This is a genomic window from Microbacterium sp. NPDC055521 (genome assembly GCF_053619695.1).
Genome location: NZ_JBSHJX010000002.1, coordinates 11,887 through 34,369, shown reverse-complemented (window position 1 = coordinate 34,369; position 22,483 = coordinate 11,887). Strand labels below are relative to the sequence as shown.

The 22,483-nt window shown below is 69.2% G+C and carries 25 protein-coding genes; 16 read left to right on the top strand and 9 right to left on the bottom strand.

Annotated features, from left to right (window positions below):
• Nucleotides 1–67: 67 nt before the first annotated feature.
• The gene (lipA, locus tag ACWGSM_RS01975; protein WP_452321303.1) at nt 68–1,060 is read right to left on the bottom strand and encodes a lipoyl synthase; all 993 of its coding nucleotides are present in this window, start codon (nt 1,058–1,060) and stop codon (nt 68–70) included.
• Complete coding sequence (gene lipB / locus ACWGSM_RS01970) at nt 1,057–1,707, bottom strand: lipoyl(octanoyl) transferase LipB (protein ID WP_452321302.1); 651 nt, start codon at nt 1,705–1,707, stop codon at nt 1,057–1,059. Before lipB ends, lipA begins: the two co-directional genes overlap by 4 nt.
• 103 nt (nt 1,708–1,810) lie before the next feature.
• Between lipB and ACWGSM_RS01965 the strand changes: the two genes are divergently transcribed.
• Nucleotides 1,811–2,395 carry a TetR/AcrR family transcriptional regulator gene (locus tag ACWGSM_RS01965; RefSeq protein WP_452321301.1) on the top strand — a complete coding sequence of 195 codons (585 nt, stop codon included), beginning with the start codon at nt 1,811–1,813 and terminating at the stop codon, nt 2,393–2,395.
• 172 nt (nt 2,396–2,567) lie between these two features.
• Nucleotides 2,568–4,121: a signal recognition particle protein gene (gene ffh, locus ACWGSM_RS01960; RefSeq protein ID WP_452321584.1), complete on the top strand. Its 1,554-nt coding sequence runs from the start codon at nt 2,568–2,570 to the stop codon at nt 4,119–4,121.
• Between the two features lie 4 nt (nt 4,122–4,125).
• On the opposite strand, the gene ACWGSM_RS01955 is transcribed toward ffh, so the two are convergent.
• A complete protein-coding gene (locus tag ACWGSM_RS01955; protein WP_452321300.1) occupies nt 4,126–5,040 on the bottom strand; it encodes an EamA family transporter in 915 nt (304 codons plus the stop codon).
• Nucleotides 5,041–5,118: 78 nt separating this feature from the next.
• Between ACWGSM_RS01955 and ACWGSM_RS01950 the strand changes: the two genes are divergently transcribed.
• Nucleotides 5,119–6,006 (top strand): LysR family transcriptional regulator, encoded by an 888-nt coding sequence (locus ACWGSM_RS01950; protein ID WP_452321299.1) that lies wholly within the window; start codon nt 5,119–5,121, stop codon nt 6,004–6,006.
• A gap of 47 nt (nt 6,007–6,053) precedes the next feature.
• On the opposite strand, the gene glpK is transcribed toward ACWGSM_RS01950, so the two are convergent.
• The 3 genes from glpK to ACWGSM_RS01935 all read right to left on the bottom strand — a co-directional run bounded on the left by glpK (nt 6,054) and on the right by ACWGSM_RS01935 (nt 10,155).
• On the bottom strand, nt 6,054–7,568 hold the full coding sequence (glpK, locus tag ACWGSM_RS01945) for a glycerol kinase GlpK (RefSeq protein ID WP_452321298.1): 1,515 nt from the start codon (nt 7,566–7,568) through the stop codon (nt 6,054–6,056).
• Between the two features lie 28 nt (nt 7,569–7,596).
• Complete coding sequence (locus tag ACWGSM_RS01940) at nt 7,597–8,349, bottom strand: MIP/aquaporin family protein (RefSeq protein WP_452321297.1); 753 nt, start codon at nt 8,347–8,349, stop codon at nt 7,597–7,599.
• Between the two features lie 87 nt (nt 8,350–8,436).
• Nucleotides 8,437–10,155 (bottom strand): FAD-dependent oxidoreductase, encoded by a 1,719-nt coding sequence (locus ACWGSM_RS01935; RefSeq protein WP_452321296.1) that lies wholly within the window; start codon nt 10,153–10,155, stop codon nt 8,437–8,439.
• A 100-nt stretch (nt 10,156–10,255) separates the two neighbouring features.
• Between ACWGSM_RS01935 and ACWGSM_RS01930 the strand changes: the two genes are divergently transcribed.
• The gene (locus ACWGSM_RS01930) at nt 10,256–11,224 is read left to right on the top strand and encodes a sugar-binding transcriptional regulator (protein WP_452321295.1); all 969 of its coding nucleotides are present in this window, start codon (nt 10,256–10,258) and stop codon (nt 11,222–11,224) included.
• 107 nt (nt 11,225–11,331) lie between these two features.
• Here the strand turns inward: ACWGSM_RS01930 and ACWGSM_RS01925 are convergent, their stop codons facing one another.
• Nucleotides 11,332–12,480, bottom strand: a complete 1,149-nt coding sequence (locus ACWGSM_RS01925) for a glutamate--cysteine ligase (RefSeq protein ID WP_452321294.1) — start codon at nt 12,478–12,480, stop codon at nt 11,332–11,334.
• Between the two features lie 208 nt (nt 12,481–12,688).
• On the opposite strand from ACWGSM_RS01925, the gene rpsP reads away from it, so the two are divergent.
• The 4 genes from rpsP to trmD are packed head-to-tail and all read left to right on the top strand — an operon-like array spanning nt 12,689 to nt 14,649.
• Nucleotides 12,689–13,120 carry a 30S ribosomal protein S16 gene (gene rpsP / locus ACWGSM_RS01920; protein ID WP_452321293.1) on the top strand — a complete coding sequence of 144 codons (432 nt, stop codon included), beginning with the start codon at nt 12,689–12,691 and terminating at the stop codon, nt 13,118–13,120.
• Nucleotides 13,121–13,126: 6 nt separating this feature from the next.
• The gene (locus ACWGSM_RS01915) at nt 13,127–13,357 is read left to right on the top strand and encodes an RNA-binding protein (protein WP_071644715.1); all 231 of its coding nucleotides are present in this window, start codon (nt 13,127–13,129) and stop codon (nt 13,355–13,357) included.
• A 1-nt stretch (nt 13,358) separates the two neighbouring features.
• Nucleotides 13,359–13,922 carry a ribosome maturation factor RimM gene (gene rimM / locus ACWGSM_RS01910; RefSeq protein WP_452321292.1) on the top strand — a complete coding sequence of 188 codons (564 nt, stop codon included), beginning with the start codon at nt 13,359–13,361 and terminating at the stop codon, nt 13,920–13,922.
• Nucleotides 13,923–13,938: 16 nt separating this feature from the next.
• Nucleotides 13,939–14,649 carry a tRNA (guanosine(37)-N1)-methyltransferase TrmD gene (trmD, locus tag ACWGSM_RS01905; RefSeq protein ID WP_452321291.1) on the top strand — a complete coding sequence of 237 codons (711 nt, stop codon included), beginning with the start codon at nt 13,939–13,941 and terminating at the stop codon, nt 14,647–14,649.
• Nucleotides 14,650–14,661: 12 nt separating this feature from the next.
• Here trmD and ACWGSM_RS01900 read toward each other — a convergent pair whose 3' ends face one another.
• Together ACWGSM_RS01900 and map are read right to left on the bottom strand one after the other, a co-directional pair.
• The gene (locus ACWGSM_RS01900; RefSeq protein ID WP_452321290.1) at nt 14,662–15,369 is read right to left on the bottom strand and encodes a DedA family protein; all 708 of its coding nucleotides are present in this window, start codon (nt 15,367–15,369) and stop codon (nt 14,662–14,664) included.
• Between the two features lie 105 nt (nt 15,370–15,474).
• A complete protein-coding gene (gene map / locus ACWGSM_RS01895) occupies nt 15,475–16,257 on the bottom strand; it encodes a type I methionyl aminopeptidase (protein ID WP_452321289.1) in 783 nt (260 codons plus the stop codon).
• 102 nt (nt 16,258–16,359) lie between these two features.
• Between map and ACWGSM_RS01890 the strand changes: the two genes are divergently transcribed.
• From ACWGSM_RS01890 to ACWGSM_RS01855, 8 genes are all read left to right on the top strand, one after another.
• On the top strand, nt 16,360–16,854 hold the full coding sequence (locus tag ACWGSM_RS01890) for an MFS transporter permease (RefSeq protein WP_452321288.1): 495 nt from the start codon (nt 16,360–16,362) through the stop codon (nt 16,852–16,854).
• 174 nt (nt 16,855–17,028) lie between these two features.
• Nucleotides 17,029–17,376 carry a 50S ribosomal protein L19 gene (gene rplS, locus ACWGSM_RS01885; RefSeq protein WP_313356260.1) on the top strand — a complete coding sequence of 116 codons (348 nt, stop codon included), beginning with the start codon at nt 17,029–17,031 and terminating at the stop codon, nt 17,374–17,376.
• A gap of 117 nt (nt 17,377–17,493) precedes the next feature.
• The gene (lepB, locus tag ACWGSM_RS01880; protein ID WP_452321287.1) at nt 17,494–18,225 is read left to right on the top strand and encodes a signal peptidase I; all 732 of its coding nucleotides are present in this window, start codon (nt 17,494–17,496) and stop codon (nt 18,223–18,225) included.
• Complete coding sequence (locus ACWGSM_RS01875) at nt 18,222–18,881, top strand: ribonuclease HII (RefSeq protein ID WP_452321286.1); 660 nt, start codon at nt 18,222–18,224, stop codon at nt 18,879–18,881. Before lepB ends, ACWGSM_RS01875 begins: the two co-directional genes overlap by 4 nt.
• 43 nt (nt 18,882–18,924) lie before the next feature.
• Entirely contained in the window at nt 18,925–19,251 is a 327-nt protein-coding gene (locus ACWGSM_RS01870) for a DUF2469 family protein (protein ID WP_101186491.1), read from the top strand.
• A gap of 92 nt (nt 19,252–19,343) precedes the next feature.
• Nucleotides 19,344–19,706, top strand: a complete 363-nt coding sequence (locus ACWGSM_RS01865; protein WP_452321285.1) for a YraN family protein — start codon at nt 19,344–19,346, stop codon at nt 19,704–19,706.
• Entirely contained in the window at nt 19,703–21,232 is a 1,530-nt protein-coding gene (locus tag ACWGSM_RS01860; RefSeq protein ID WP_452321284.1) for a YifB family Mg chelatase-like AAA ATPase, read from the top strand. The genes ACWGSM_RS01865 and ACWGSM_RS01860 overlap by 4 nt, the downstream gene beginning before the upstream one ends.
• The gene (locus ACWGSM_RS01855; RefSeq protein ID WP_452321283.1) at nt 21,229–22,404 is read left to right on the top strand and encodes a DNA-processing protein DprA; all 1,176 of its coding nucleotides are present in this window, start codon (nt 21,229–21,231) and stop codon (nt 22,402–22,404) included. The genes ACWGSM_RS01860 and ACWGSM_RS01855 overlap by 4 nt, the downstream gene beginning before the upstream one ends.
• The last annotated feature ends 79 nt before the right edge of the window (nt 22,405–22,483 follow it).

Sequence of the window (22,483 nt, the reverse complement as noted above, 5' to 3'; positions counted from 1 at the left end):
GCGCTGCCCGGAGCCTCGGGGCGCGTGGCCCCTCCAGCACCTCAGCACCTGGCCAAGCGGAGACCGTCTAGACCGCCTGCGCGAATCCGAGGTCGGCGCTCTCGGCGATGTGCGCGAGGTGCGGCGGGATGTCGCGCCCCTTCGAGATCATCGACTGCGCCCACAGCCGCCCGGCGCGGTACGACGAGCGCACCAGGGGACCTGCGAGCACGCCGAGGAACCCGATGCGCTCGGCTTCGGCCTTGAACTGCACGAACTCGTCCGGCTTCACCCAGCGGGCGACCGGCAGGTGACGCGGTGTGGGACGCAGGTACTGCGTGATCGTGATGATGTCGCATCCGGCGTCGTGCAGGTCCTGCAGCGCCTGCACGACCTCCTCCGGCTCCTCGCCCATGCCGAGGATGAGATTCGACTTGGTGATGAGGCCCGCATCGTGTCCCTGCGTGATCACGCTCAGCGAGCGCTCGTACGCGAACGCGGGGCGGATGCGCTTGAAGATCCGCGGGACCGTCTCGACGTTGTGTGCGAACACCTCCGGCCGCGCGTCGAAGATCTGCCCCAGGAAGGCAGGGTCGGCGTTGTGCTCGTTCGCGAGCAGCTCGACCCCCGTGTTCGGGTTCATGGCGTGGATCTGCCGCACGGTCTCGGCGTTCAGCCATGCGCCCGTGTCGGGCAGGTCGTCGCGCGCGACGCTGGTGACCGTGGCGTAGCGCAGGCCCATCCGCTGCACGCTCTCGGCGACCCGTCGCGGTTCGTCGGTGTCATAGGCATCCGGCTTGCCGGTGTCGATCTGGCAGAAATCGCATCGGCGGGTGCACTGCGACCCGCCGATGAGGAAGGTCGCCTCGCGGTCTTCCCAGCATTCGAAGATGTTCGGGCAGCCGGCCTCCTGGCAGACCGTGTGCAGATCCTCGGTCTTCACCAGCGACTGCAGAGCGGTGTACTCCGGGCCCATCCGGGCCTTGGTCTTTATCCACTCGGGCTTGCGCTCGATCGGGGTCTCCGCGTTGCGCACTTCGAGCCGCAGCAGCCTGCGCCCGTCGGGGTGGGCGGCGCTCATGCGGCGACTCCTTCGTTCTCGGTCGCGTACTCGACGGTGAAGGCATCCGCGACGCTCTGCACGATGTCGGTCGGCGCTGTCCGCCTGCCGGTGACCTCGCTCACGGTCGTCACCCCCGCGTCCGTGATCCCGCAGGGAATGATGCCGCGGAACCCGGCCAGCGTGTTGTCGCAGTTGATCGCGAAGCCGTGCATGGTCACCCCCTGCTGCACCCGCACGCCGATGGCGGCGACCTTGTCCTCACCGAGCGGGCGTCGCACCCAGACGCCGCTGCGCCCGTCGACCTGATAACCGTCGACACCGAGCGGTCTCAGGATGCCGATGAGCAGCCGCTCGAGCCGGCGCACGTGCGCGACGACATCGATCGGCTCATGAAGCCGGACGATCGGGTACCCGACGAGCTGGCCGGGGCCGTGCCAGGTGATCTTGCCGCCGCGGTCGACGTCGACGACGGGAGTGCCGTTCTGCGGGCGCTCGTGATCCTCGGTGCGCTTGCCCGCGGTGTAGACGGCCTCGTGCTCGAGCAGCAGAAGAGTGTCGGGTCGGGTGCCTGCGACCACGTCATGGTGGACGCTGCGCTGCAGCTCCCACCCGTCGAGGTAGGGCACGTAGTCGGGGGCGAGACCGGGGGTCTGGATGTCGAGCATCGGAGCTTCTCTCGATTGTTGGATGGTGTCCAAGAAAGGCGTCGCACCCACAATACGCCGTCCGCGCGATCGATGCGCACGACGCGCGGCTACGCTGATCGCTATGAGACCGGCTTCGCGCGCAGGGCGCCCCCGGGCGTCGTCCCGCGAGACGCTCGCCGAGGCCGCCTGCGAGCTGTTCCTCGAGCAGGGGTACGAAGCGACGTCCATCATCGACATCACCCGTCGCGCCGGAGTGAGCCGATCGAGCTTCTTCAACTACTTCTCGTCGAAGAGCGACGTGCTCTGGTCGGCATTCGACGCGAGGGTCGACGCCGCGCTGGTCGCGCTGGCGCGTCTGGGAACGGACGCCGACGGCCCCGCGGTGCGTGCAGCGGTCGAGCCCATCGTGCACGCCTTCGCGCCGGACCCGCTGGCCCTCGCCCTGCGCAACGCCTCGGCGATGGGGCTGGAGCAGGAGCTCCTGCGCGACACCGGCCTCCGCCACGCACGCATCTCGTCTGCTGTCGCCGCCGCCGCTCGCAGCGCGGGAATCGACGAGATCCGCGCGGACATCCTGGGATCGGCGCTGGCCACCGCAGTGCTCTCGTCGTTGCGCGTGTGGGCCGAGCAGGGCGCCGGGCAGGCCTCGCTCGAGGCGCAGTTCGACCACGCCCTGCGCAGCATCCACGATCTTCCGTGGGGATGAGCGGACGTTTCGAGTTTGTCGGGCAGGTCATGGGTGGAAGCCGCTGGAGGAGGCACTCATGTCTGATCCGATCGACGACCTGCTCGAACGCTGGTCGACGGATGCCCGTGACACGGTGCGTTCGCCCCGGCAGTCAGGGTGGAGGCGCCGCTCGCGTAGAATCGGAGGCACCATGGCTACCTTTGGCACGCTCTCCGATCGGCTCACCGAGACCTTCCGCAATCTGCGCACGAAGGGAAAGCTGACCCCCGCCGACGTCGACGGCACCGTCCGCGAGATCCGTCGCGCACTGCTGGATGCCGACGTCGCACTCGTCGTCGTCAAGGACTTCACCTCGAAGGTGCGCGAGCGCGCCCTCGGCGACGAGGTCAACAAGGCGCTGAACCCCGCGCAGCAGGTCGTGCAGATCGTCAACGAGGAGCTCGTCGCGATCCTCGGCGGCGAGCAGCGCCGGCTGGAGTTCGCCAAGAATCCGCCGACCGTGATCATGCTCGCGGGCCTGCAGGGTTCGGGTAAGACCACCTTCGCCGGCAAGCTCGCCAAGCAGCTCGAGGGCGAGGGACACACGCCGCTGCTCGTCGCCGCCGACCTGCAGCGACCCAACGCCGTGAACCAGCTGCAGGTGGTCGCCGAGCGCGCCGGCGCCACGATCTTCGCACCCGAGCCGGGCAACGGCGTCGGCGACCCGGTGAAGGTCTCGAAGGACGGCGTCGAGCACGCGCGCCGCCACCAGCACGACGTGGTCATCATCGACACCGCCGGACGCCTCGGCGTCGACGCCGAGCTGATGAAGCAGGCATCCGACATCCGCAAGGCGACCAGCCCCGACGAGGTGCTGTTCGTCATCGACGCGATGATCGGTCAGGACGCCGTCAACACGGCCAAGGCCTTCCAAGAGGGCGTCGACTTCACCGGCGTCGTGCTGTCGAAGCTCGACGGTGACGCCCGTGGTGGTGCGGCCCTGTCGGTGGCCTCTGTCACCGGGCGTCCGATCATCTTCGCCTCGACGGGGGAGAACCTCGAGGATCTCGAGCCGTTCCACCCCGACCGCATGGCGAGCCGCATCCTCGACCTCGGCGACATCCTGACCCTCATCGAGCAGGCCCAGCAGGCCTTCGACGAGGAAGAGGCCATGAAGATGGCCGAGAAGCTCGCCAACGAGGCCTTCACCCTCGAGGACTTCCTCGACCAGCTTCAGCAGATGAAGAAGATGGGCTCGATGAAGAAGATGCTCGGCATGCTGCCGGGCATGGGACAGATGAAGCAGCAGCTCGAGGACTTCGACGAACGCGAGATCGACCGCACCGAGGCGATCATCCGCTCGATGACTCCTGGCGAGAGACGCAACCCGAAGATCCTCAACGGATCGCGCCGTCTGCGCATCGCCAAGGGATCGGGCATGACCGTCACCGACGTCAACCAGCTCGTGCAGCGCTTCGAGCAGGCCGCGAAGATGATGAAGACCGTCGCCCGCGGCGGCACACCGAACATCCCGGGCATGGGGCCGATGGGCAAGCCCGGCGCGTCGAGCAAGCGCGGCAAGAAGGGCGGCAAGGGCAAGAGCGGCGGCTCGCGCTCGGGCAACCCGGCCAAGCGCGCCGCCGAGAACGCGGGCCTCGCCACCTCGAACGCCACGCCGACCGGCACCGGCTTCGGGCTCGGCGGCCAGAAGGCGCCCAGCGAGGCCGATCTCGCCGAGATTCAGAAGCTGTTCGGCAAGGGCTGATCCGTCAGCGTCGGACGAGCTCGTCCGTGCGGATCTCCTCGGCGCGAGGCGCGGACGGCATCCTGGTCCGGTGCGCGAAGATCTGACCGGCGATGAGCGCGGTCAAGACCAGCACCAGGCCGGCGGCCTGCATCGGTGTGAACGTCTCTCCGGCGACGAGCGCGCCGAGTGCCGTGGCGACGACGGGCGAGAGCAGGGCGAGCAGACCCGGAGCGGCGACCGGCAGCTGCTGGATGCCGCGGAACCACAGCGTGTAGGCGATGAGACCGCCGGCCGTGCCCAGCCAGATGTACCCGAGGACGGCTCCGGCGTCGATGTTCGTCGGTGCTCCCTCGAGGAGCAGCGTGAGCGGGAGGAGGAAGAGCCCGCCCGCGGTCAGCTGCCAGCCCGCGTAGGCGATCGGGCCGACGCCACTCGGCCGGCCCCACTGCTTGGTGAGGATGATGCCGAAGGCGGTGGCCGTGATGCCGCCGAGCGCGGCGAGGATGCCGATCAGGTCGAGTTCGGCGGCCGGGCCGAGCACGACCAGTGCCACGCCGCCGGCGCCGGCCACCGCCGCGGCGGCCGTGAGCGGGCGGATGCGCTCCTTGAGGATGAGCGACCCGAGTCCGAGGATGATGAGCGGCTGCACGCCTGCGACGGCGGCCGCGACGCCTCCGGGAAGGCGCTCGGCGGCGAGGAAGAGCAGCGCGAAGAAGGCGCCGATGTTGAGGATGCCGAGGGCCGCAGCCTTGCCCCACCACGCTCCGCGGGGGAGTGTGCGTCCGATTGCGATCGCGAGTAGGCCGGCGGGGAGCGCGCGCAGGAGACCGGCGAGCAGCGGATGCCCCGCGGGCAGGAGTTCGGTGGTGACGAGGTACGTCGTGCCCCAGGCCATCGGGGCGAGGGCGGTGAGGAGCAGCAGGGTCAGCCGGTTCATGGTTCCAGCGTGCTCCGGACCGAGTCATGAGTCCAACGCATGCTTCGCGCCATAGGTATGAACTGAAATCATGAGTCCATGGACCTGCAGCAGATGCGCTACGTCGTCGAGGTCGCCGACACCGGAAGTTTCACGCGCGCGGCCGCACGCTGCTTCGTCACCCAGTCCGCGCTGAGCCATCAGATCGCCGCGCTCGAACGAGAACTCGGACAGATGCTGTTCACCCGCACCAGCAGGAGCGTGCGTCTGACCGAGGCGGGCGAAGCCTTCCTACGGCAGGCGCGGATCGCCGTGTCCGCGGCGGATGCGGCGAAGGAGGATGCCGCGGCAGCGGCGGGGCGAGTGATCGGCACGCTGCGCGTCGGCGTCATCCCGACGGTCGCCGCCGTCGACGTGCCCGCGCTGATCGCACGATTCCGCGAGGCGCACGCCGCCATTCGGGTCGAGCTGACGGTCGGCAACAGCGACGCGCTGATCGCCGCCGTCCGCCGCGGCGATCTCGACGTCGCGCTCCTCGGGCTCCGCGCCGAGACCATCCCCGGCGGCGTCGGCCTGCGCGTGCTCGCACGGGAGCGGCTCGTCGTCGCCGTGCCACCCGGTCATGAGCTGTCCGGACGGGAAAGCATCCGCCTTCACGATCTCGCGGGTTCGGTGTTCGCGGACTTCCCCGCGGGGACGTCCGGACGGGCGCAGGGCGACGCGGCGTTCGCCGCATCCGGTCTCGGTCGCGATGTCGCCTTCGAGGCGAACTCCGCGGAGCTGCTGCTCGGACTCGTTGCGGCGGGACTCGCCGTCACGCTGCTGTCGCCGGGTGTCGTCATCCGATCGCGGGCGGACGCCGTCCCGGTCGAGGTCCTGGACGGTCCGCTCCGTGTGGAGTACGCCGCGTGGGACGCGCGGGCGCCACGCGCGGTCGCGCGGGCGTTCCTCGCCGTGATCGAAGAGCTCCTTCCCGAGAGCGAATGAAGAAGCGGGCCCGGAGATCTCTCCGGGCCCGCTTCGTCAACAGGGTGTCACTTCACGTCGGCGTCGACCCAGTCCATCGACTTCGAGACCGCCTTGCGCCACAGGCGCAGCTGGCGGTCGCGCTCGTCGGCGTCCATCGTCGGCTCCCAGCGCTTGTCTTCCTGCCAGTTGGCGGAGAGGTCGTCGAGCCCGCTCCAGAATCCCACGGCGAGCCCTGCCGCGTAGGCCGCGCCGAGTGCGGTGGTCTCAGCGACCACCGGGCGCACGACCGGTACGCCGAGCACATCGGCCTGGAACTGCATGAGCGCGTCGTTGGCGACCATGCCGCCGTCGACCTTCAGCTCGGTGAGATCGACTCCGGCGTCCGCGTTCACGGCATCCAGCACGTCGCGCGTCTGGAAGGCGACGGCCTCGAGCGCGGCACGGGCGATGTGGTTGCGGTTCGAGTATCGGGTGAGACCCACGATCGCGCCGCGAGCGTCCGGACGCCAGTACGGCGCGAACAGACCCGAGAACGCCGGCACGATGTACACGCCGCCGTTGTCGTCGACCTGGCGCGCGAGGTCCTCGACCTCGGGTGCCGAGCCGATGATGCCGAGCTGGTCGCGCAGCCACTGGATCAGCGATCCCGTGACGGCGATCGAGCCCTCGAGCGCGTAGTGCGTCGGACCGTCACCCAGCTTGTATCCGACCGTGGTGAGCAGACCGTTCTTCGAGTGCACGATCTCCTCTCCTGTGTTGAAGATGAGGAAGCAGCCCGTGCCGTAGGTGTTCTTGCTCTCGCCCTTCTCGAACGCGGCCTGACCGAACGTGGCGGCCTGCTGGTCGCCCAGGATGCCGGCGATGGGCGTCTCACGCAGCAGCGACGAGCTCTCGGCGGCGCCGTAGACCTCAGACGACGAGCGGATCTCGGGCATCATCGAGCGCGGCACGCCGAACGCCTCGAGGATGTCGTCACGCCACTCGAGCGTCTCGAGGTCCATGAACATGGTGCGCGACGCGTTGGTCACATCGGTGGCGTGCACGCCGCCGTCCGTGCCGCCGGTGAGGTTCCACAGAACCCAGCAGTCGGTGGTGCCGAACATCAGATCGCCCGCGTCGGCCTTCTCGCGCGCACCCTCGACGTTCTCGAGGATCCAGGTGATCTTCGTGCCCGAGAAGTAGGTCGCTAGCGGCAGACCCACGACCGGCTTGAACCGCTCCACACCGCCGTCGGCCGCGAGACGGTCGACGATCTCCTGGGTGCGGGTGTCCTGCCAGACGATCGCGTTGTACACCGGCTTGCCGGTGTTCCTGTCCCACACCACCGCGGTCTCGCGCTGGTTGGTGATGCCGACGGCGGCGATGTCGTGGCGGGTGAGGTCGGCACGGCTCAACGCCAGGCCGATGACCTCCTGCACGTTGCGCCAGATCTCCAGCGCGTCATGCTCGACCCAGCCCGCCTTGGGCAGGATCTGCTCGTGTTCCTTCTGACCGGTGGCGACGATGGTGCCCTTGCGGTCGAAGATGATCGCACGACTCGACGTGGTGCCCTGATCGATCGCGATGATGTACTCAGCCATGTTGTTTCTCCTTTGAAATCGATTCGGGTCAGGCGAGGCTCAGCAGAGCCGGTGCGAGGAGCGCAGCGATGGCGGCGCCGATGAGCGGGCCGACGACCGGCACCCACGAGTACGACCAGTCGCTCGAGCCCTTGCCCTTGATCGGCAGGATCGCGTGCGCGATGCGCGGGCCGAGGTCTCGGGCCGGGTTGATCGCGTACCCGGTGGGACCACCGAGCGAGGCGCCGATTCCGACGACCAGCAGGGCGACGGGCAGGGCGGTGAGCGGGCCGAGGCCGCCGGGCGTGCCGACCTCGATGTCGCCGTAGTCCGCGAAGGCGAAGATCACGAACACCAGCACGAACGTGCCGATCACCTCAGTGATCAGGTTCCAGCCGTAGGAGCGGATCGCGGGACCCGTCGAGAACACGCCGAGCTTGTTGGCCGCCTCGGGCTCCTCGTCGAAGTGCTGCTTGTAAGCGACCCAGACGAGCACCGCGCCGACGATGGCGCCGAGCAGCTCGGCAGCCGTGGCGACGAGGAACGCGACGAACGTGATCTTGCCGGCGATCAGCAGACCCAGTCCGACTGCGGGGTTGATGAGTGCGCCGGAGTACGCCGACACGAGGACACCCGCGAAGACCGCGAGGCCCCATCCCCAGTTGACCATGAGGAACCCGCCGGCGTAGCCCTTGTTCTTTGCGAGCGCGACGTTGGCGACGACACCGCATCCGAGCAGGATCAGCATCGCCGTTCCGACGAACTCGGAGAGGAAGTACAACCCGAGGTTGACATCAGTCATGTCTTCATTGACCTTTCGTGCTGCACGCGCTCTCCCCGGCGCGGGCAATGGGTGGATTCATGTCGCGGGGAGGCGACGGTCTGTGCTTCAGCCGTTCTGATGCGACGGAAGTGCGGGAAGGTCGAGTCCGTGACGCTCGTTGAGCAGGGTGCGCGTGTCGTCGAGCTCGGCGGCGCGACGCTCGGCATCCCACTCGAGCAGGGGAGTCATGGCATCCGCCAGTTCGACGAGCATGTCGACGGTGAGGTCGCCGGTGAACGCGAGGCTCGTGCGGCGCAGGACGACATCCTGCAGCCGGACGGCGTGCTCGCGCTCGACCATCCACAACAGCTCTCGGGTCGACAGGTCGCCGTCGGCGAGCGGAGCGTCCTCACCGTCGCGGATGAACTGCCACACGTCTGCGGCGCGCGTGCCGTAGCGAGTGAGCAGTCGCTCGGCGCGGTCGCCGGCTCCGGGAAGGTTCTGCTCCATCCAGGTGTGTCGGGCACGTGCGGTGCGCGGGAAGCCCTGGCCCCCGCCGATCGCACGACCGTCGGTCGACATCCGGCGGCCGCGACCGATCAGCCCGAGCACGACATCCGAGAGCGATTCGCCGAGTGCCCGGAAGGTGGTCCACTTGCCGCCGACGAGGCTGACCAGCGGCACCTGCCCGCCGCGGTCGACCTCGACCCGGTAATCGCGCGAGACGAAGCCGGGAGCGGTGTCCTCATGCCGGGGGAGCGGGCGGATGCCCGAGAACGTGTACACGATCTGATCGCGGGAGACCGCGATCGACGGGAACACGTGATGGATCAGCTCGAAGAAGTAGTCGATCTCCTCATCGGTGCACACCGGCACCTCGCGCGGATCCGCGTCGATGTCGGTCGTGCCGACGAGCACGCGGCCCTTGAGCGGGTAGATGAGCACGATGCGGCCATCGGAGTGCTCGAAGAAGATCTCTCTTCCTCCGGTCGCGTCGAGCAGCTCGGGGTGGTCCAGCACGATGTGCGACCCCTTGGTGCCGCCCATGAAGCGGGTCTCCTCGCCGAGAGCGTCGTTCGTGAGGTCGGTCCACGGTCCGGAGGCATTGACGACCACATCGGCCGAAACCGTGAACTCGGTGCCGGTCTCCAGGTCGCGCAGCAGCACTCCGTCGCCGGTGCGTCCGACGGCCTCGACGTAGTTGAGTGCGACGGCAGCCGGGTGGGCGGCGCGGCCGTCCTGCAGCACGTCCAGCGCGAGGCGCTCGGGATCGTGCATCGACGCGTCGTAGTAGGTGGCGGTGTACTTGACCTTCGGGTCGAGCGAGGGCAGCTCCGCCAGCGAGCGCTTGCGGCCGAGGAAGCGGTGACGGGGGACCACTCCGCCGTCGCGCGAGAACGTGTCGTAGATCGTGAGTCCGACCTTGATCAGGAAGGCTCCGCGCTCCTGCGGCTTCCCGCTGCGGTGCGTGAGGAAGCGAAGGGGTGCGGAGAGGATGCCCGAGAAGGTCGAGTAGATCGGGATGGTGGTCTGCAGAGGCTTGACGTAGTGCGGCGCGATCTTGAGCAGACCGTTGCGTTCCTGGACGGATTCCCGCACGAGGCGGAACTCGCCGTTCTCGAGGTAGCGGATGCCGCCGTGGATCATGTGGCTCGACGCGGCGGAGGCTCCGGATGCGAAGTCGCCGCGCTCCACGAGCAGAACGTCCACGCCCTGAAGGGCGAGATCCCGGAAAGTGGAGATGCCGTTGATCCCCGCACCGATGATGAGAACCGTGGTGCGTCCTGACTCGCGCACCGCTTCGACCTGCTGGCGTTCGCGTGATGAGTGCGTCGACTCGATCATCTTCGACCTCCCTCTTCTCTGGATGCTCTCAGCATCGACCCCCAGCGCGCCACGTGCAACCCCGATGCACATATGTGCAAGAATCGCGGCGGAGGACGACATGGCCACGGATGCCGCACACGACCGAAAGCTGATCGCCGCGCTGACCGCGGCGCAGCTGTACTACATGCAGGACCAGACGATGGATGTCATCGCCCGCGACCTCGGGACGTCGCGATCGTCGGTGTCGCGGCTGCTCAGCTTCGCCCGCGAGGTCGGCCTGGTCGACATCCGGATCCATTCGCCACTCGAGAGACTGGGGATGCTCGAGCAGCGGCTCAACGATCGGCACGGCATCACCGCGCACATCGCCCCGATCGCGGAGCGCGTCAGTGAGGTCGAGCGACTCGAGCGCGTCGCGCTCACCGCCGGGCGTCTCCTGTCGCAGTTCATCGACTCGAACATGGTCGCGGGGGTGGCGTGGGGTTCCACGATCAGTGCGGTCAGCCGCTCGCTGATCCCCAAGGAGACTCACGGCACGACGTTCGTGCAGCTCAACGGGGCGGGCAACACGCAGACGAGCGGCCTGGAGTACTCCAGCGACATCCTGCAGCGCTTCGGTCATGCCTTCGGCGCCCAGGTCGAGCAGTTCCCGGTCCCCGCCTTCTTCGACAGCCCCGACACGCGCGAGGCGATGTGGCGCGAGCGCAGCACCCGACGGGTGCTCGCCTTCCAGGCGAAGATGGACATCGCGGTGTTCGGTCTGGGGTCGCCTGGGGCCGATGTGCCCAGCCGTGTGTATGTCGGCGGCTATCTCGGTCGCGACGACTACCGGAGTCTGGAAGAGGATGCCGTCATCGGCGACGTCGCGACAGTGTTCTTCCGTGCGGACGGCAGCTGGCGCGACGTGCGGCTGAATGCACGTTCGACCGGCCCCGGGCTCGACCGGCTCAGGCGTGTGCCGCGCCGGGTGTGCGTCGTCTCGGGTTCGGCCAAGCTCGGCTCGCTCCGGGCGGCGATCGGCGCCGGACTCATCACCGACGTCGTGCTCGACGACGCACTTGCGCGCCGACTGCTCGACAGCGACTGACCGGACGGCACGGGCGGACGGGTCTGGACCGACCGGGCCCATCGGTCGGGGGCGACCGGGGTCTCCGGCGTCGACCGAACGCTCGGGACCGGCCCGGAACTGGCGGATCAGGCGTCGACCGAGCGCTCGGGGCCGGCCCGGAACTCCCGGATCAGGTGCTGCACGACCTGTCGCAGGTCGCCGTTCGCCGCGTCGGCCGCCGCGAGCTGACGCGAATAGCTGGCGCCCTGCTCGACGATCGTGTGCACACCCTGCAGCTCCTCCGTGCACCTCAGATCAGCGGCGATCGGCATCAGGTCCTCCACGACCGCGCTGATGTGCTCGCGTACCGGCACCTGGGATCCGGCACGGTCGACGATGACCTTCGCGTCGAGGCCGTAGCGGGACGCCCGCCATTTGTTCTCGCGGTGGAACCAGGGTTGGAGCGTCGGCAGCTCTCGGCCCTCGTCGAGTTCGCGGGAGAAGAACTCCACCAGTGTCTGCGTGAGTGCGGCGACGGATGCCAGTTCGCTGAGCGTCGACATGCCGTCGCAGGCGCGCACCTCGATCGTGCCCCACTTCGGCGCCGGGCGGATGTCCCACCTGATCTCGGAGGGATCGGCCATCACCCCGGTGCGGGTCATGTCGTCGACGAAGGTCTCGAACTCCTGCCAGGTCGATATCGACCAGGGCAGGCCCGCGGTCGGCAGCTGCTGGAACACCAGCGCGCGGTTCGACGCGTAGCCGGTTCGCTCACCGGCCCAGTAAGGGCTGGAGGCCGACAGCGCCTGAAGGTGGGGGAGGAACCCGGCGAGTGCACCCATGATCGGAAGGACCTTCGCCTGCTCATCGACGCCGACGTGCACGTGGATGCCCCAGATCATCATGTTCCGGCCCCACCACTGGGTGCGCTCGATGAGCTTGTGATAGCGGTTCTTGTCGGTCACGCGCTGATCGAACCACTGGGCGAAGGGGTGGCTGCCGGCCGACAGCAGCTCGATCCCCGCGGGGTCGGTCGAGCGGCGCACGGCGGCGATCGCGGCGGCGACGTCGTCGACCGCGTCGGCGACGGTGGTGCCGACACCGCTGGTCACCTCGATCGTGTTCGTGAGCAGCTCACCGGTGACGGTGTGACGCTCCGGAGCGCTCTGCTTCTCGAGGCGGGTCAGCAGCTCGGGTGCCCGGCCGACGAGATCTCCTGTCCGCGGGTCGGCGAGCATGACCTCCCACTCCAGCCCCACGGTCGAACGAGCGGAGGGGGCGAATTCGATCGACACGCGCACAGTCTGACACGCCGGCCCGAGGCGCTGCGCACGCCGTGACGTGTCGTTTCGCGGACAGCGCGCGAATCTGGCAGAATAGTGGGTCGGACGGCTGCTCGACCCTCTATCCAGCATCCGTCACCCCTTCAGAGCTTCCGCCGGATGTGCACCCCACTCTCCAGGCGACCGGTTCATCTTTCTTTCCACACCATTCAGGAGAATCGTGGCTGTCAAGATCCGTCTCAAGCGCATGGGCAAGATCCGTGCACCGCACTACCGCATCGTCGTCGCCGACTCGCGCACCAAGCGCGACGGCCGCGTGATCGAGGAGATCGGTCAGTACCACCCCACCGAGCACCCCTCGGTGATCACGGTCGACTCCGACCGTGCGCAGTACTGGCTGTCCGTCGGCGCGCAGCCGACCGAGCAGGTCGCCGCGCTGCTGAAGCTCACCGGTGACTGGGGCAAGTTCAAGGGCGACAAGGACGCGAAGTCCACCGTCCAGGTCGCTGAGCCGAAGGCTGCTTTCGAGGTCGACGCGGCCAAGAAGTCGGTCGTCAAGCCCAAGGTCGAGAAGAAGGCCGAGGAGGCCCCGGCCGACGCTCCCGCCGCCGACGCGGAGGCCGCTGAGGCTCCCGCCGCCGACGCAGAGTAATCCGCTGTGCTCGCCGCCGCGCTCGAACACGTCGTCAAGGGTATCGTCGATCACCCGGACGATGTCCGCATCACCGCATCCGCGTCGCCCCGGGGCGACCTCCTCGAGGTGCACGTGCACCCGGATGACCGTGGTCGCGTGATCGGGCGCGGCGGCCGCACCGCCAAGGCGCTGCGCACGCTCATCTCCGCCCTCGCCGACGGACGCCGCGTCCGCGTCGACGTCGCGGACGACTGACGTGGCCGCCGAGAAGAACCAGCTTCGCGTCGGCCGCCTGCTCAAGGCGCACGGACTCAAGGGCGCGTTGAAGCTCGAGCTGTATACCGACAACCCCGAGCGACGCTTCGTGCCGGGAGCCGAATTCACGCTGCAGGTGCCCGAGGCATCCAGCTGGCACGGCAAGACCGTCACCATCCGCGAGTACCGCGTGATGAACGGCAACTCGGTCGTCTTCCTCGACGGCGTCGACGACCGCACCGCGGCGGAGTCGCTCGTGCGGGCGATCCTCTGGATGGACGAGGACGACGAGGCCGAGGACGACGCGTGGTACGCGCACCAGCTCGTCGGTCTCGATGTGGTGCGCGACGACGTCGTCGTCGGTCGGGTCGCGCGGGTCGAGCACCTCCCTGCGCAGGACCTCCTGATCGTCCGGACCGAGTCGGGCGAGGTCATGGTCCCCTTCGTCGAAGCCATCGTGCCGACCGTCGATGTCGCCGCCGGTCGTGTCGTCGTCACGCCGCCGCCGGGGCTCTTCGAGGAGCTTCCGTCAGCAGACGCGGGCGACGACGCGCCCTCCGAGTGAGCGACGGCGTCCACCGATGAGAATCGACGTCGTCTCGATCTTCCCGTCGTACTTCGACGGTCTCGCGCTCTCCCTGCTCGGGAAGGCTCGTGACTCGGGCATCCTGGATCTCCACGTCCACGACCTGCGGGACTGGACCTCCGACCGGCACCGGACAGTCGACGACACGCCTTACGGCGGCGGCGCCGGCATGGTGATGAAGCCCGAGCCCTGGGGCCTCGCCCTCGACCAGCTCTCCGGTTCGGAAAGCGGATCCCCGAGTCTGTCGAAGGGCCGACCGACCATCATCTTCCCCTCGCCCGCTGGCGAGGTCTTCACGCAGGGCACCGCCCGCGACCTGGCGACCCGTGAGCACCTGATCTTCGGCTGCGGGCGCTACGAGGGCATCGACGAGCGCGTCTTCGAGTACGCCGCCGAACGCGGCGAGGTGCGCCTGATCAGCCTCGGCGACTACGTGCTGAACGGGGGAGAGGTCGCCGTGATGGCGATGGTGGAGGCGATCGGGCGGCTCATCCCCGGCGTGGTCGGCAACCCCGAGAGCCTGGTCGAGGAGTCGCACGAGGACGGTCTGCTGGAGTACCCGTCCTACACGAAGCCGTCGGCGTGGCGCGACCGTCAGGTGCCGCCGATCCTGCTCAGCGGCAACCACGGCGCTATCGCCGCCTGGCGCCACGAGCAGCAGCTCGAGCGCACCCGCGCGCGCCGTCCTGACCTGCTCTCCGACTGACCGCGCCGGCCGTCAGCGCCCTGACGTGACCGGCACCTCGTCCGTGGCCGCGTCACCCGGCTCAGAGGCGGTGTCGCCGCTGCGCTTCACTCGCAGCGAGCGGATGCGGATGGCCGCGAGCACGACGATCGTCACCGCCACGACCACGATGACGATGTTCTGAACCACGTCCACGTACTGCTCGACGATGTGCCATCCCGAGCCGAGGAACCAGCCGCAGAGGATGAACGCGGTGTTCCAGATCAGGCTGCCGGCCGTCGTCAGCGCACCGAAGCGCCACAGCGGCATGCGCGCGACGCCGGCCGGGATCGAGATGAGGCTGCGGAAGATCGGGATGAACCTGCCGAAGAAGACGGCCTTCCCGCCGTGACGCCGGAACCACGCCACCGTGCGGTCGACGTCGGAGACGTCGACGAGGGGAAGACGATCCGCGATGCGTCGCAGGCGCTCCAGGCCCAGCCAGGCGCCCAGGCCGTACAGGGCGAGCGCCCCAACCAGCGATCCGACGGTGGTCCACACGACGGCCTCCCACAGGCCGAAGGCGCCGTCGTGGGCGGCGATCCCCGCCATCGGCAGGATCGCCTCACTCGGCAGCGGCGGGAACAGATTCTCGAGCGCGATCGCGACGCCGGCGCCGACCGGACCGATGATGTCCATCAGGCTGATCACCGCGTCGATGAGTGAGCCGAGCCAGGAGGTCTCGGTCGTGGAGGTCGTCATCGTGCGGCGTATCCCTCGGGGTCGTCGGGCGGTGTCGGATGCGAGTCTAGGCAGAACGCATGCGAGAGCTCTGGGAGCGTCCGGGCGGCGTCGAGCGGCTCGAGGTCAGTCGACCCCGAGGAATCCACGGTCCGTCAGCACGATCGGGCCGTCCTTCGTGACGGCGACGGTGTGCTCGGAGTGCGAGCCGCGTGATCCGTCGGCGCTGCGCAGCGTCCAGCCGTCATCGTCCGTCACGAGTTCGTCGGTCGTGGCGAGGAACCACGGCTCGAGCGCGAAGACGAGGCCCTCGCGCAGCGGGAATCCGCGCCCGGCACGGCCGTCGTTCGGCACGTGCGGGTCGCCGTGCATGATGCGGCCGACGCCGTGGCCGCCGAAGTCGGTGTTGATCGAGTAGCCCTCGTCGTGCGCGACGGCGGCGATGGATGCCGAGATGTCGCCGATCCGGTTGCCGACGACGGCGGCGGCGATGGCGGCGTCGAGAGCGCGCTCGGTGGTGTCGATGAGACGTAGATCCTCGTCGCGAGGCGTGCCGACGACGAACGAGACGGCAGAGTCGGCCACCCAGCCGTCGACCGACACCGCGAAGTCGAGCGAGACGAGGTCGCCGTCGCGCAGCGTGTAGTCGTGCGGGAGTCCGTGCAGCACGGCGTCGTTCACCGAGGTGCAGATGACCTTGCCGAACGGACCGCGACCGAACGACGGGGCGTAGTCGATGTAGCAGGACTCGGCACCGGCTCGGCGGATCAGGTCATGCGCTCTGGCGTCGATGGCGAGCAGGTTCGTCCCCACCTTCGTCTCATCGCGCAGGGTCGCCAGGGTCTCGGCGACGAAGCGGCCGGCGGCGCGCATCTCGTCGATCTCGGCGGGGGTGCGCAGTTCGATCATGGGGGTTCCTCTCGTCAGCATCCATTCTCCCCGATGCCCACCCTGCCGATGCCCACAGCGAACACCCGGCCGCAGCGGCAGGCGCGGTCGTACCATCGGAGCATGGACCTGCGACGGCTGATGTTCCGCTGGCTGCTGCCGGCATCGCTCGCCCTTCCGGCGTGGATGCTGATCGGCTGGGCGATCTTCGGGCAGAGCGGCTGGGGGCTGCTCTGGGTGCTGCTGATGGCGATTCCCGGCGTTCTCGTCGCTCAGCTCGTGCTGACGCTGCTGACGCGCTCGCGTCCGTCGGTGCGCGCCGAGCGCGCCGTGTCGTGGCTCGATGTCGCCGGCTTCGGGGTGTGGCACGTCCTGACGATCCTCGTCGGCTTCTTCATCGACGGCGCCTTCCCCTGGCTGCTCACGGCCGCCATCGTCGCGGCGGTCGCGCTCTTCTGGATGCAGCTCTGGCAGCTCTGGAATGAGGCCCGCGATGCGGGAGCGCGGCTGCGCGAGACGCTGACGTGGTCGACGATCGCCCCGCAGCAGCGCGGCGATCGCGCCGGGAGTGAGCCGGGCGTCGTCATCATCGAGGAGTCTCGTCACCGGGAGTTCTGACGGACCCGCCCGAGTGGCGCAGGGGCGCGGTTCATGGCAGAATAGCTGTTTGTGCCGTGATCCGGTTCTGCCTCAGGGGAACCCGCGGACGCCTCGCGCGCCGCTCGGCACACACCCGTTCTCATCCCTTTGATTCATGCACCCGACCTGTGGCGAGTGCAGAGAGAGACGATCATGCAGATCCTCGACTTCGTCGACGCGGCTTCGCTCCGTTCCGACATTCCCGTCTTCCACCCCGGTGACACCGTCAAGGTGCACGTGAACATCACCGAGGGTGCGCGTTCGCGTGTTCAGGTGTTCCAGGGTGTCGTCATCGGCCGTCAGGGCGATGGCGTGCGCGAGACCTTCACGGTCCGCAAGATCAGCTTCCAGGTGGGCGTCGAGCGCACCTTCCCGGTGCACTCGCCGGTGATCGACCACATCGAGGTCGTCACCCGCGGTGACGTCCGTCGCGCGAAGCTGTACTACCTGCGCAACCTGCGCGGCAAGAAGGCCAAGATCAAGGAGAAGCGCGAGAACTGACTCGTCGCATCCTTGCACCAGAACCCCGGGACACTCGTCCCGGGGTTCTGTCGTTCGGTCGCGGGTGTGCAACCCTTGTACTGCCGCGTGCGCGGTGAGCCGATGAAGAGGAACCACATGACATCCGATGCCCCCGCGGCAGTTCAGCCACCGCAGCGGCACCGGGGCGCACTGGTCTTCCTTCGCGATGTGCTTGTCATCATCCTCATCGCGGCGCTGGTGTCGTTCGTGGTCAAGACCTTCATCGTGCGCTCGTTCTACATCCCGTCGGGATCGATGGAGCGCACCCTGCTCGTCGACGACCGCATCCTCGTCGACGAGCTCACCCCCCGCTGGAGCGGATACGACCGCGGTGACGTCGTCGTGTTCAAGGATCCGGGCGGCTGGCTGCCGGCGGCGCCGCGGACCCCGGCACGGCCCCCGCTTGTCGAGGCGGCCGACTGGGCCCTCACCTTCGTGGGCATCTCGACCACCGACGCCCAGGACCATCTGGTCAAGCGCGTGATCGGCATGCCCGGCGATCACGTGGTCTGCTGCAACGCGCTCGGGCAGGTCACCGTGAACGGCTCGCCGATCAACGAGCTCGCGTACCTCAACCTTCCCCAGGGCGACACGGCGGCCTCGAACACCGATTTCGACGTCACCGTGCCGGAGGACCGCATCTGGGTGATGGGCGACAACCGCGACCGCTCTCAGGACTCCCGCGCGCACCAGGATCTGCCCGGCAGCGGCTTCGTGCCGCTCGAGAACGTCGTGGGCCGCGCCTTCCTCACCACCTGGCCCCTCGACAGGTTCGGGCCCATAGACACGCACGACGACGTGTTCCGCTCCGTGCCCGCCACCGAATGAGCGTGATCGCCCCGACGCTCACGCTCGAGCGTCGGATGCTCAAGGAGTTCGACCTCATCATCGCGCTGGACGAGGTCGGCAGGGGAGCACTCGCGGGTCCCGTCGCCGTCGGGGCGGCGGTGATGGATGCGGCCGGCTCCCGCCGCCGTGTGCTCGACGGGCTGCGGGATTCGAAGATGATCACCGAGAAGCGCCGACCCGAGATGGCCGAGCGCGCCAGCAGGTGGGTGCCGCTGTCGGCCGTGGGCTGGTCGAGCGCCGCCGAGATCGACGAGGTGGGCATCATGCGCGCCCTCGGCCTCGCGGCGTCCCGCGCGGTGCAGGCGGTCGTCGATGCCGGCGCGAGCCTGGAGCGCACCCTCGTGATCCTCGACGGCAACCATGACTACGTCTCCCGCGTGCACTCCGCGCCGCTCAGGGTGCGCACGATCATCAAGGGCGACCGGGACTGCGCGTCGGTCTCGGCGGCATCCGTCATCGCGAAGGTCGCGCGCGACGCGCACATGACCGGGCTGCACCCCGAGCATCCCGATTATCAATGGGAGCGCAACAAGGGCTATGCGAGCCCGGAGCACCGCCAGGCGATCCGCGAGAGGGGTCTGTCGCCGCTGCACCGATCGTCGTGGGCGATCGCAGACGCGCCGACGCTGTTCTGAGGAGTCCGCATCAGCGCTCGAGTGCTCATAGGATGGAGGCATCATGGATGAGGATGCCTTCGACGACTACGATCGCGAGCTCGAGCTCGCGCTGTTCCGCGAGTACCGCGACGTCGTCGGCCAGTTCCAGTACGTCGTCGAGACCGAGCGCAGGTTCTACCTCGCGAACGAGGTGAACGTCGTCCGCCGCGACACCGAGCACGACTTCTACTTCGAGATCTCGATGAGCGACGTCTGGGTGTGGGACATCTACCGCGCCGATCGCTTCGTCAAGGCCGTGCGGGTGCTGACCTTCAAGGACGTCAACGTCGAAGAGCTGCAGCGCCGCGAGTTCGAGCTGCCGGAGGAGCTGTCGCTCGACGGCAAGTGACCTCTGTCCCCAGTTCGGGGATGTCGACGGGTTCTCCACAATCACCGTGAATGCCGGGCCCCGGCGTTCGCGCCACACCGCAGGCTGTCGTCATGGCAGCGAAAGACGACTTGGGGCGAGCGGGCGAAGAGCGGGCGGCGCAGCACCTGAGCGCCTGCGGCTACGAGATCCTCGAGCGCAACTGGCGGTGCGCGCAGGGCGAGATCGACATCGTCGCCACCCGAGAGCGTCTTCTCTGCGTGATCGAGGTGAAGACGCGTCGCTCCGAGCGCTTCGGGCATCCGTTCGAGGCGATCGACGAACGCAAGCACCGGCGGCTCTGGCGACTGGCGTTCGCGTGGGCTGAAGCCCATCCCGAGCTGTCGACAGGGCGGCGAATCAGGCTCGAGATCATCGGGCTCACAGGCCCGGATGCCCGTGACGCACGGCTCGAGCACCTCGAGGACCTGCGATGAGCACGGCGCGCACGTGGGCGGTCGCATTGACCGGGGTGGACGGGCACATGGTCGAGGTCGAAGCCGATCTCAGCAACCAGACCCCGGGATTCCAGATCATCGGCCTGCCGGACAAGGCTCTCGGTGAGGCCGCGCAGCGCGTGCGGAACGCGTGCGTGAACGCGGGACTCGACTTTCCGCGCCGGCGGCTGACCGTGAATCTGTCGCCCGCCAACCTGCCGAAGGCGGGAAGCGGCTTCGATCTGAGTGTCGCCGTGGCGACCCTCGCGACCGGGGGAACGCTGCGCCGGGAGTCCGTCCGCTCGACGGTGCACATCGGCGAGCTCGGCCTCGACGGCCGACTGCGGCCCGTGCCCGGCGTGCTGCCGGCGGTCTATGCGGCCGCGCGCGCCGGGTTCACTAGGGTGATCGTCCCGCATGCCAATGCGACCGAGGCCCGGCTCGTGCCGGGCGTCGAGGTGCACGCCGCCGTGTCCCTCGCCGAGGTCGCGGTGGCGCACGGCGCTGACGTCGAGGTCGACGATGCCGATCCTGTCGTTCTCACCGCCCGCAGCGACCCCGCCGATGAGACGGTGGACCTCGCTGATGTGATCGGCCAGGACGAAGCGGTCGACGCGCTGATCACCGCAGCCGCCGGTGGGCACCACATGATGCTCAGCGGCCCGCCCGGCGCCGGCAAGACCATGCTCGCGCGTCGGCTGCCCGGCATCCTCCCGCCGCTGACCGAGACCGAGGCGCTCGAGGTCGCGGCGATCCGATCGCTGACCGGCGACGCGGTGACCCGGCTCGACGTCCTGCCCCCGTTCGAGGCGCCGCACCACACGGCGTCGGCGGCGGCGCTGGTCGGCGGCGGATCCCGCGCGCCGCGGCCGGGAGCGATCGTGCGTGCGCATCGCGGCGTGCTGTTCCTCGACGAGACGCCGGAGTTCCAGCGGGCGGCGCTCGACGCGCTTCGCCAGCCGCTCGAGTCGGGGCGCATCGAGATCGTGCGGGCCGGATTCGCGGCGAGCTTCCCCGCGCAGTTCCAGCTGGTCCTCGCCATGAACCCCTGCCCCTGTGGCAACTACGGGGTTCGCGCAGCGGAGTGCACCTGTCCGCCGACAGCCATCCGCCGATACGCCGGACGCCTGTCGGGCCCTCTCCGTGACCGGGTCGACATCGATCTGCAGGTCGCGCGGGTCGCCGCATCCCGGGCGACGTCCGGCGAACGATCGACGATGTCGACCGCGGAGGCGCGCGAGCGCGTCGCCCGCGCGCGAGCGGCGGCGGCGGAGCGATGGCGCGCGAGCCCGTGGCGCGTGAACGGCGCGGTGCCGGGGGAGAGGCTTCGACAGGGCGCGCTGCGCCTGCCTCCCGCGGTGCGGGCTCCGCTGGATCGCGCACTGGAGCGGGGCGCGGTCACCCTGCGGGCGTACGACCGGGTGCTGCGGATCGCGTGGACTCTCAGCGATCTCGCCGGTCTGTCATCGCCCGGAGCCGATCAGCTCGGGCAGGCGCTGTTCCTCAAGAAAGGACTCCTGGCATGATCGCCACGGGACTCGAACTCATCGATGACCCGGATCTGCGCTCGACCGCACGCCTGCTGCGTGCCGATGCGGACCCCGACGAGGTGGCGGCGCGGGTGGCGTGGTCGGTTCTCGTCGAGCCCGGCGATGGTGTCGCCGGCGCCCTGCTGCAGAGCCTGGGTGCGGTGGAGGCGCTGCGCACCGTGTTCGGTGAGTCGAGCCTCATGCCCCCAGGGGTGGCTGCACCCCGGGCTCTCGCTGAGGCGATGGCGCGCTGGCGGCCTCGTGCGAGCACGCGCGCCGTGCGGGATGCCCTGGTCTCTGCGCACAGTGTGGGAGCACGCCTGCTGCTGCCCGGTGACGAGCTCTGGCCGGACGGGCTCGGCGACCTCGACGTCCATCAGCCCGTGCTGCTGTGGGCCCGGGGCGACGCGGATGTGCTGGGCGCTCAGACCGCGGCGGCGATCGTCGGCGCCAGGGCTGCCACCGGGTACGGCGAGAACGTCGCCGCGGAGCTTGCGGGCGACCTTGCGACCGGTGGGACGCTCGTCGTCTCCGGAGGAGCGTACGGGATCGACGGGGCGGCGCACCGGGCGGCGCTGGGTGTCGGCGGGTCGACGGCTGCGTTCCTCGCGGGTGGTGTCGACCGGGCGTACCCGATCGGGCATCAGCAGCTGTTCGATCGGATCCGGCAGGCCGGCGTCGTGCTGAGCGAGGTGCCCTGCGGGTCGGCGCCCACGAAGTGGCGCTTCCTCGCCCGCAACCGGCTCATCGCGGCCTCGACCCTGGCGACGGTCGTTGTGGAGGCGGGCTGGCGAAGCGGCACGCTGAACACCGCAGGGCACGCGTCGTCGCTGGCCCGCCCGCTGGGTGCGGTGCCCGGGCCGATCACCTCTGCGGCATCGGCCGGATGCCATCGGCTGCTGCGGGAGTACGACGCGGTGTGCGTCACCAGCGCCCAGGAGGTCAGAGAACTGTGGGGCGAGACGGCGGCCACGGCGGCGCCGTCGGCTGCCCCGGATCACGACCGCACCAGGCTGTTCGACGCGATGAGCACGCGCAGCGCCCGAGAGACGGCGGACATCGCCTGCCGCAGCGGGCTCTCCATCGAGCGGGTGCGCTCGCTGCTCGGGCTCGTCGCCCTCGATGGCCTCGCCGCACAGCGCGACGACGGGTGGGTGCGCCTGCAGTGACGGTGCGCCCGTGCGGCAGCAGCTGTAGCAGCACGGCGTGATCTCCCGGCGCGCCCGTCCGGGAAGCAGCGGGGGAGCG

Bases quoted from the DNA above. Each gene is read 5' to 3' on its own strand.
- glpK (WP_452321298.1), bottom strand. From the start codon at position 7,568: ATGGCTGAGTACATCATCGCGATCGATCAGGGCACCACGTCGAGTCGT.
- ACWGSM_RS01955 (WP_452321300.1), bottom strand. From the start codon at position 5,040: ATGAACCGGCTGACCCTGCTGCTCCTCACCGCCCTCGCCCCGATGGCC.
- ACWGSM_RS01930 (WP_452321295.1), top strand. From the start codon at position 10,256: ATGGCCACGGATGCCGCACACGACCGAAAGCTGATCGCCGCGCTGACC.
- lepB (WP_452321287.1), top strand. From the start codon at position 17,494: ATGACATCCGATGCCCCCGCGGCAGTTCAGCCACCGCAGCGGCACCGG.
- ACWGSM_RS01890 (WP_452321288.1), top strand. From the start codon at position 16,360: ATGGACCTGCGACGGCTGATGTTCCGCTGGCTGCTGCCGGCATCGCTC.
- ACWGSM_RS01855 (WP_452321283.1), top strand. From the start codon at position 21,229: ATGATCGCCACGGGACTCGAACTCATCGATGACCCGGATCTGCGCTCG.
- lipA (WP_452321303.1), bottom strand. From the start codon at position 1,060: ATGAGCGCCGCCCACCCCGACGGGCGCAGGCTGCTGCGGCTCGAAGTG.
- map (WP_452321289.1), bottom strand. From the start codon at position 16,257: ATGATCGAACTGCGCACCCCCGCCGAGATCGACGAGATGCGCGCCGCC.
- ACWGSM_RS01875 (WP_452321286.1), top strand. From the start codon at position 18,222: ATGAGCGTGATCGCCCCGACGCTCACGCTCGAGCGTCGGATGCTCAAG.
- rplS (WP_313356260.1), top strand. From the start codon at position 17,029: ATGCAGATCCTCGACTTCGTCGACGCGGCTTCGCTCCGTTCCGACATT.
- ACWGSM_RS01940 (WP_452321297.1), bottom strand. From the start codon at position 8,349: ATGACTGATGTCAACCTCGGGTTGTACTTCCTCTCCGAGTTCGTCGGA.
- ACWGSM_RS01865 (WP_452321285.1), top strand. From the start codon at position 19,344: ATGGCAGCGAAAGACGACTTGGGGCGAGCGGGCGAAGAGCGGGCGGCG.
- ACWGSM_RS01950 (WP_452321299.1), top strand. From the start codon at position 5,119: ATGGACCTGCAGCAGATGCGCTACGTCGTCGAGGTCGCCGACACCGGA.
- ACWGSM_RS01935 (WP_452321296.1), bottom strand. From the start codon at position 10,155: ATGATCGAGTCGACGCACTCATCACGCGAACGCCAGCAGGTCGAAGCG.
- lipB (WP_452321302.1), bottom strand. From the start codon at position 1,707: ATGCTCGACATCCAGACCCCCGGTCTCGCCCCCGACTACGTGCCCTAC.
- ffh (WP_452321584.1), top strand. From the start codon at position 2,568: ATGGCTACCTTTGGCACGCTCTCCGATCGGCTCACCGAGACCTTCCGC.
- ACWGSM_RS01860 (WP_452321284.1), top strand. From the start codon at position 19,703: ATGAGCACGGCGCGCACGTGGGCGGTCGCATTGACCGGGGTGGACGGG.
- ACWGSM_RS01870 (WP_101186491.1), top strand. From the start codon at position 18,925: ATGGATGAGGATGCCTTCGACGACTACGATCGCGAGCTCGAGCTCGCG.
- trmD (WP_452321291.1), top strand. From the start codon at position 13,939: ATGAGAATCGACGTCGTCTCGATCTTCCCGTCGTACTTCGACGGTCTC.
- ACWGSM_RS01965 (WP_452321301.1), top strand. From the start codon at position 1,811: ATGAGACCGGCTTCGCGCGCAGGGCGCCCCCGGGCGTCGTCCCGCGAG.
- ACWGSM_RS01900 (WP_452321290.1), bottom strand. From the start codon at position 15,369: ATGACGACCTCCACGACCGAGACCTCCTGGCTCGGCTCACTCATCGAC.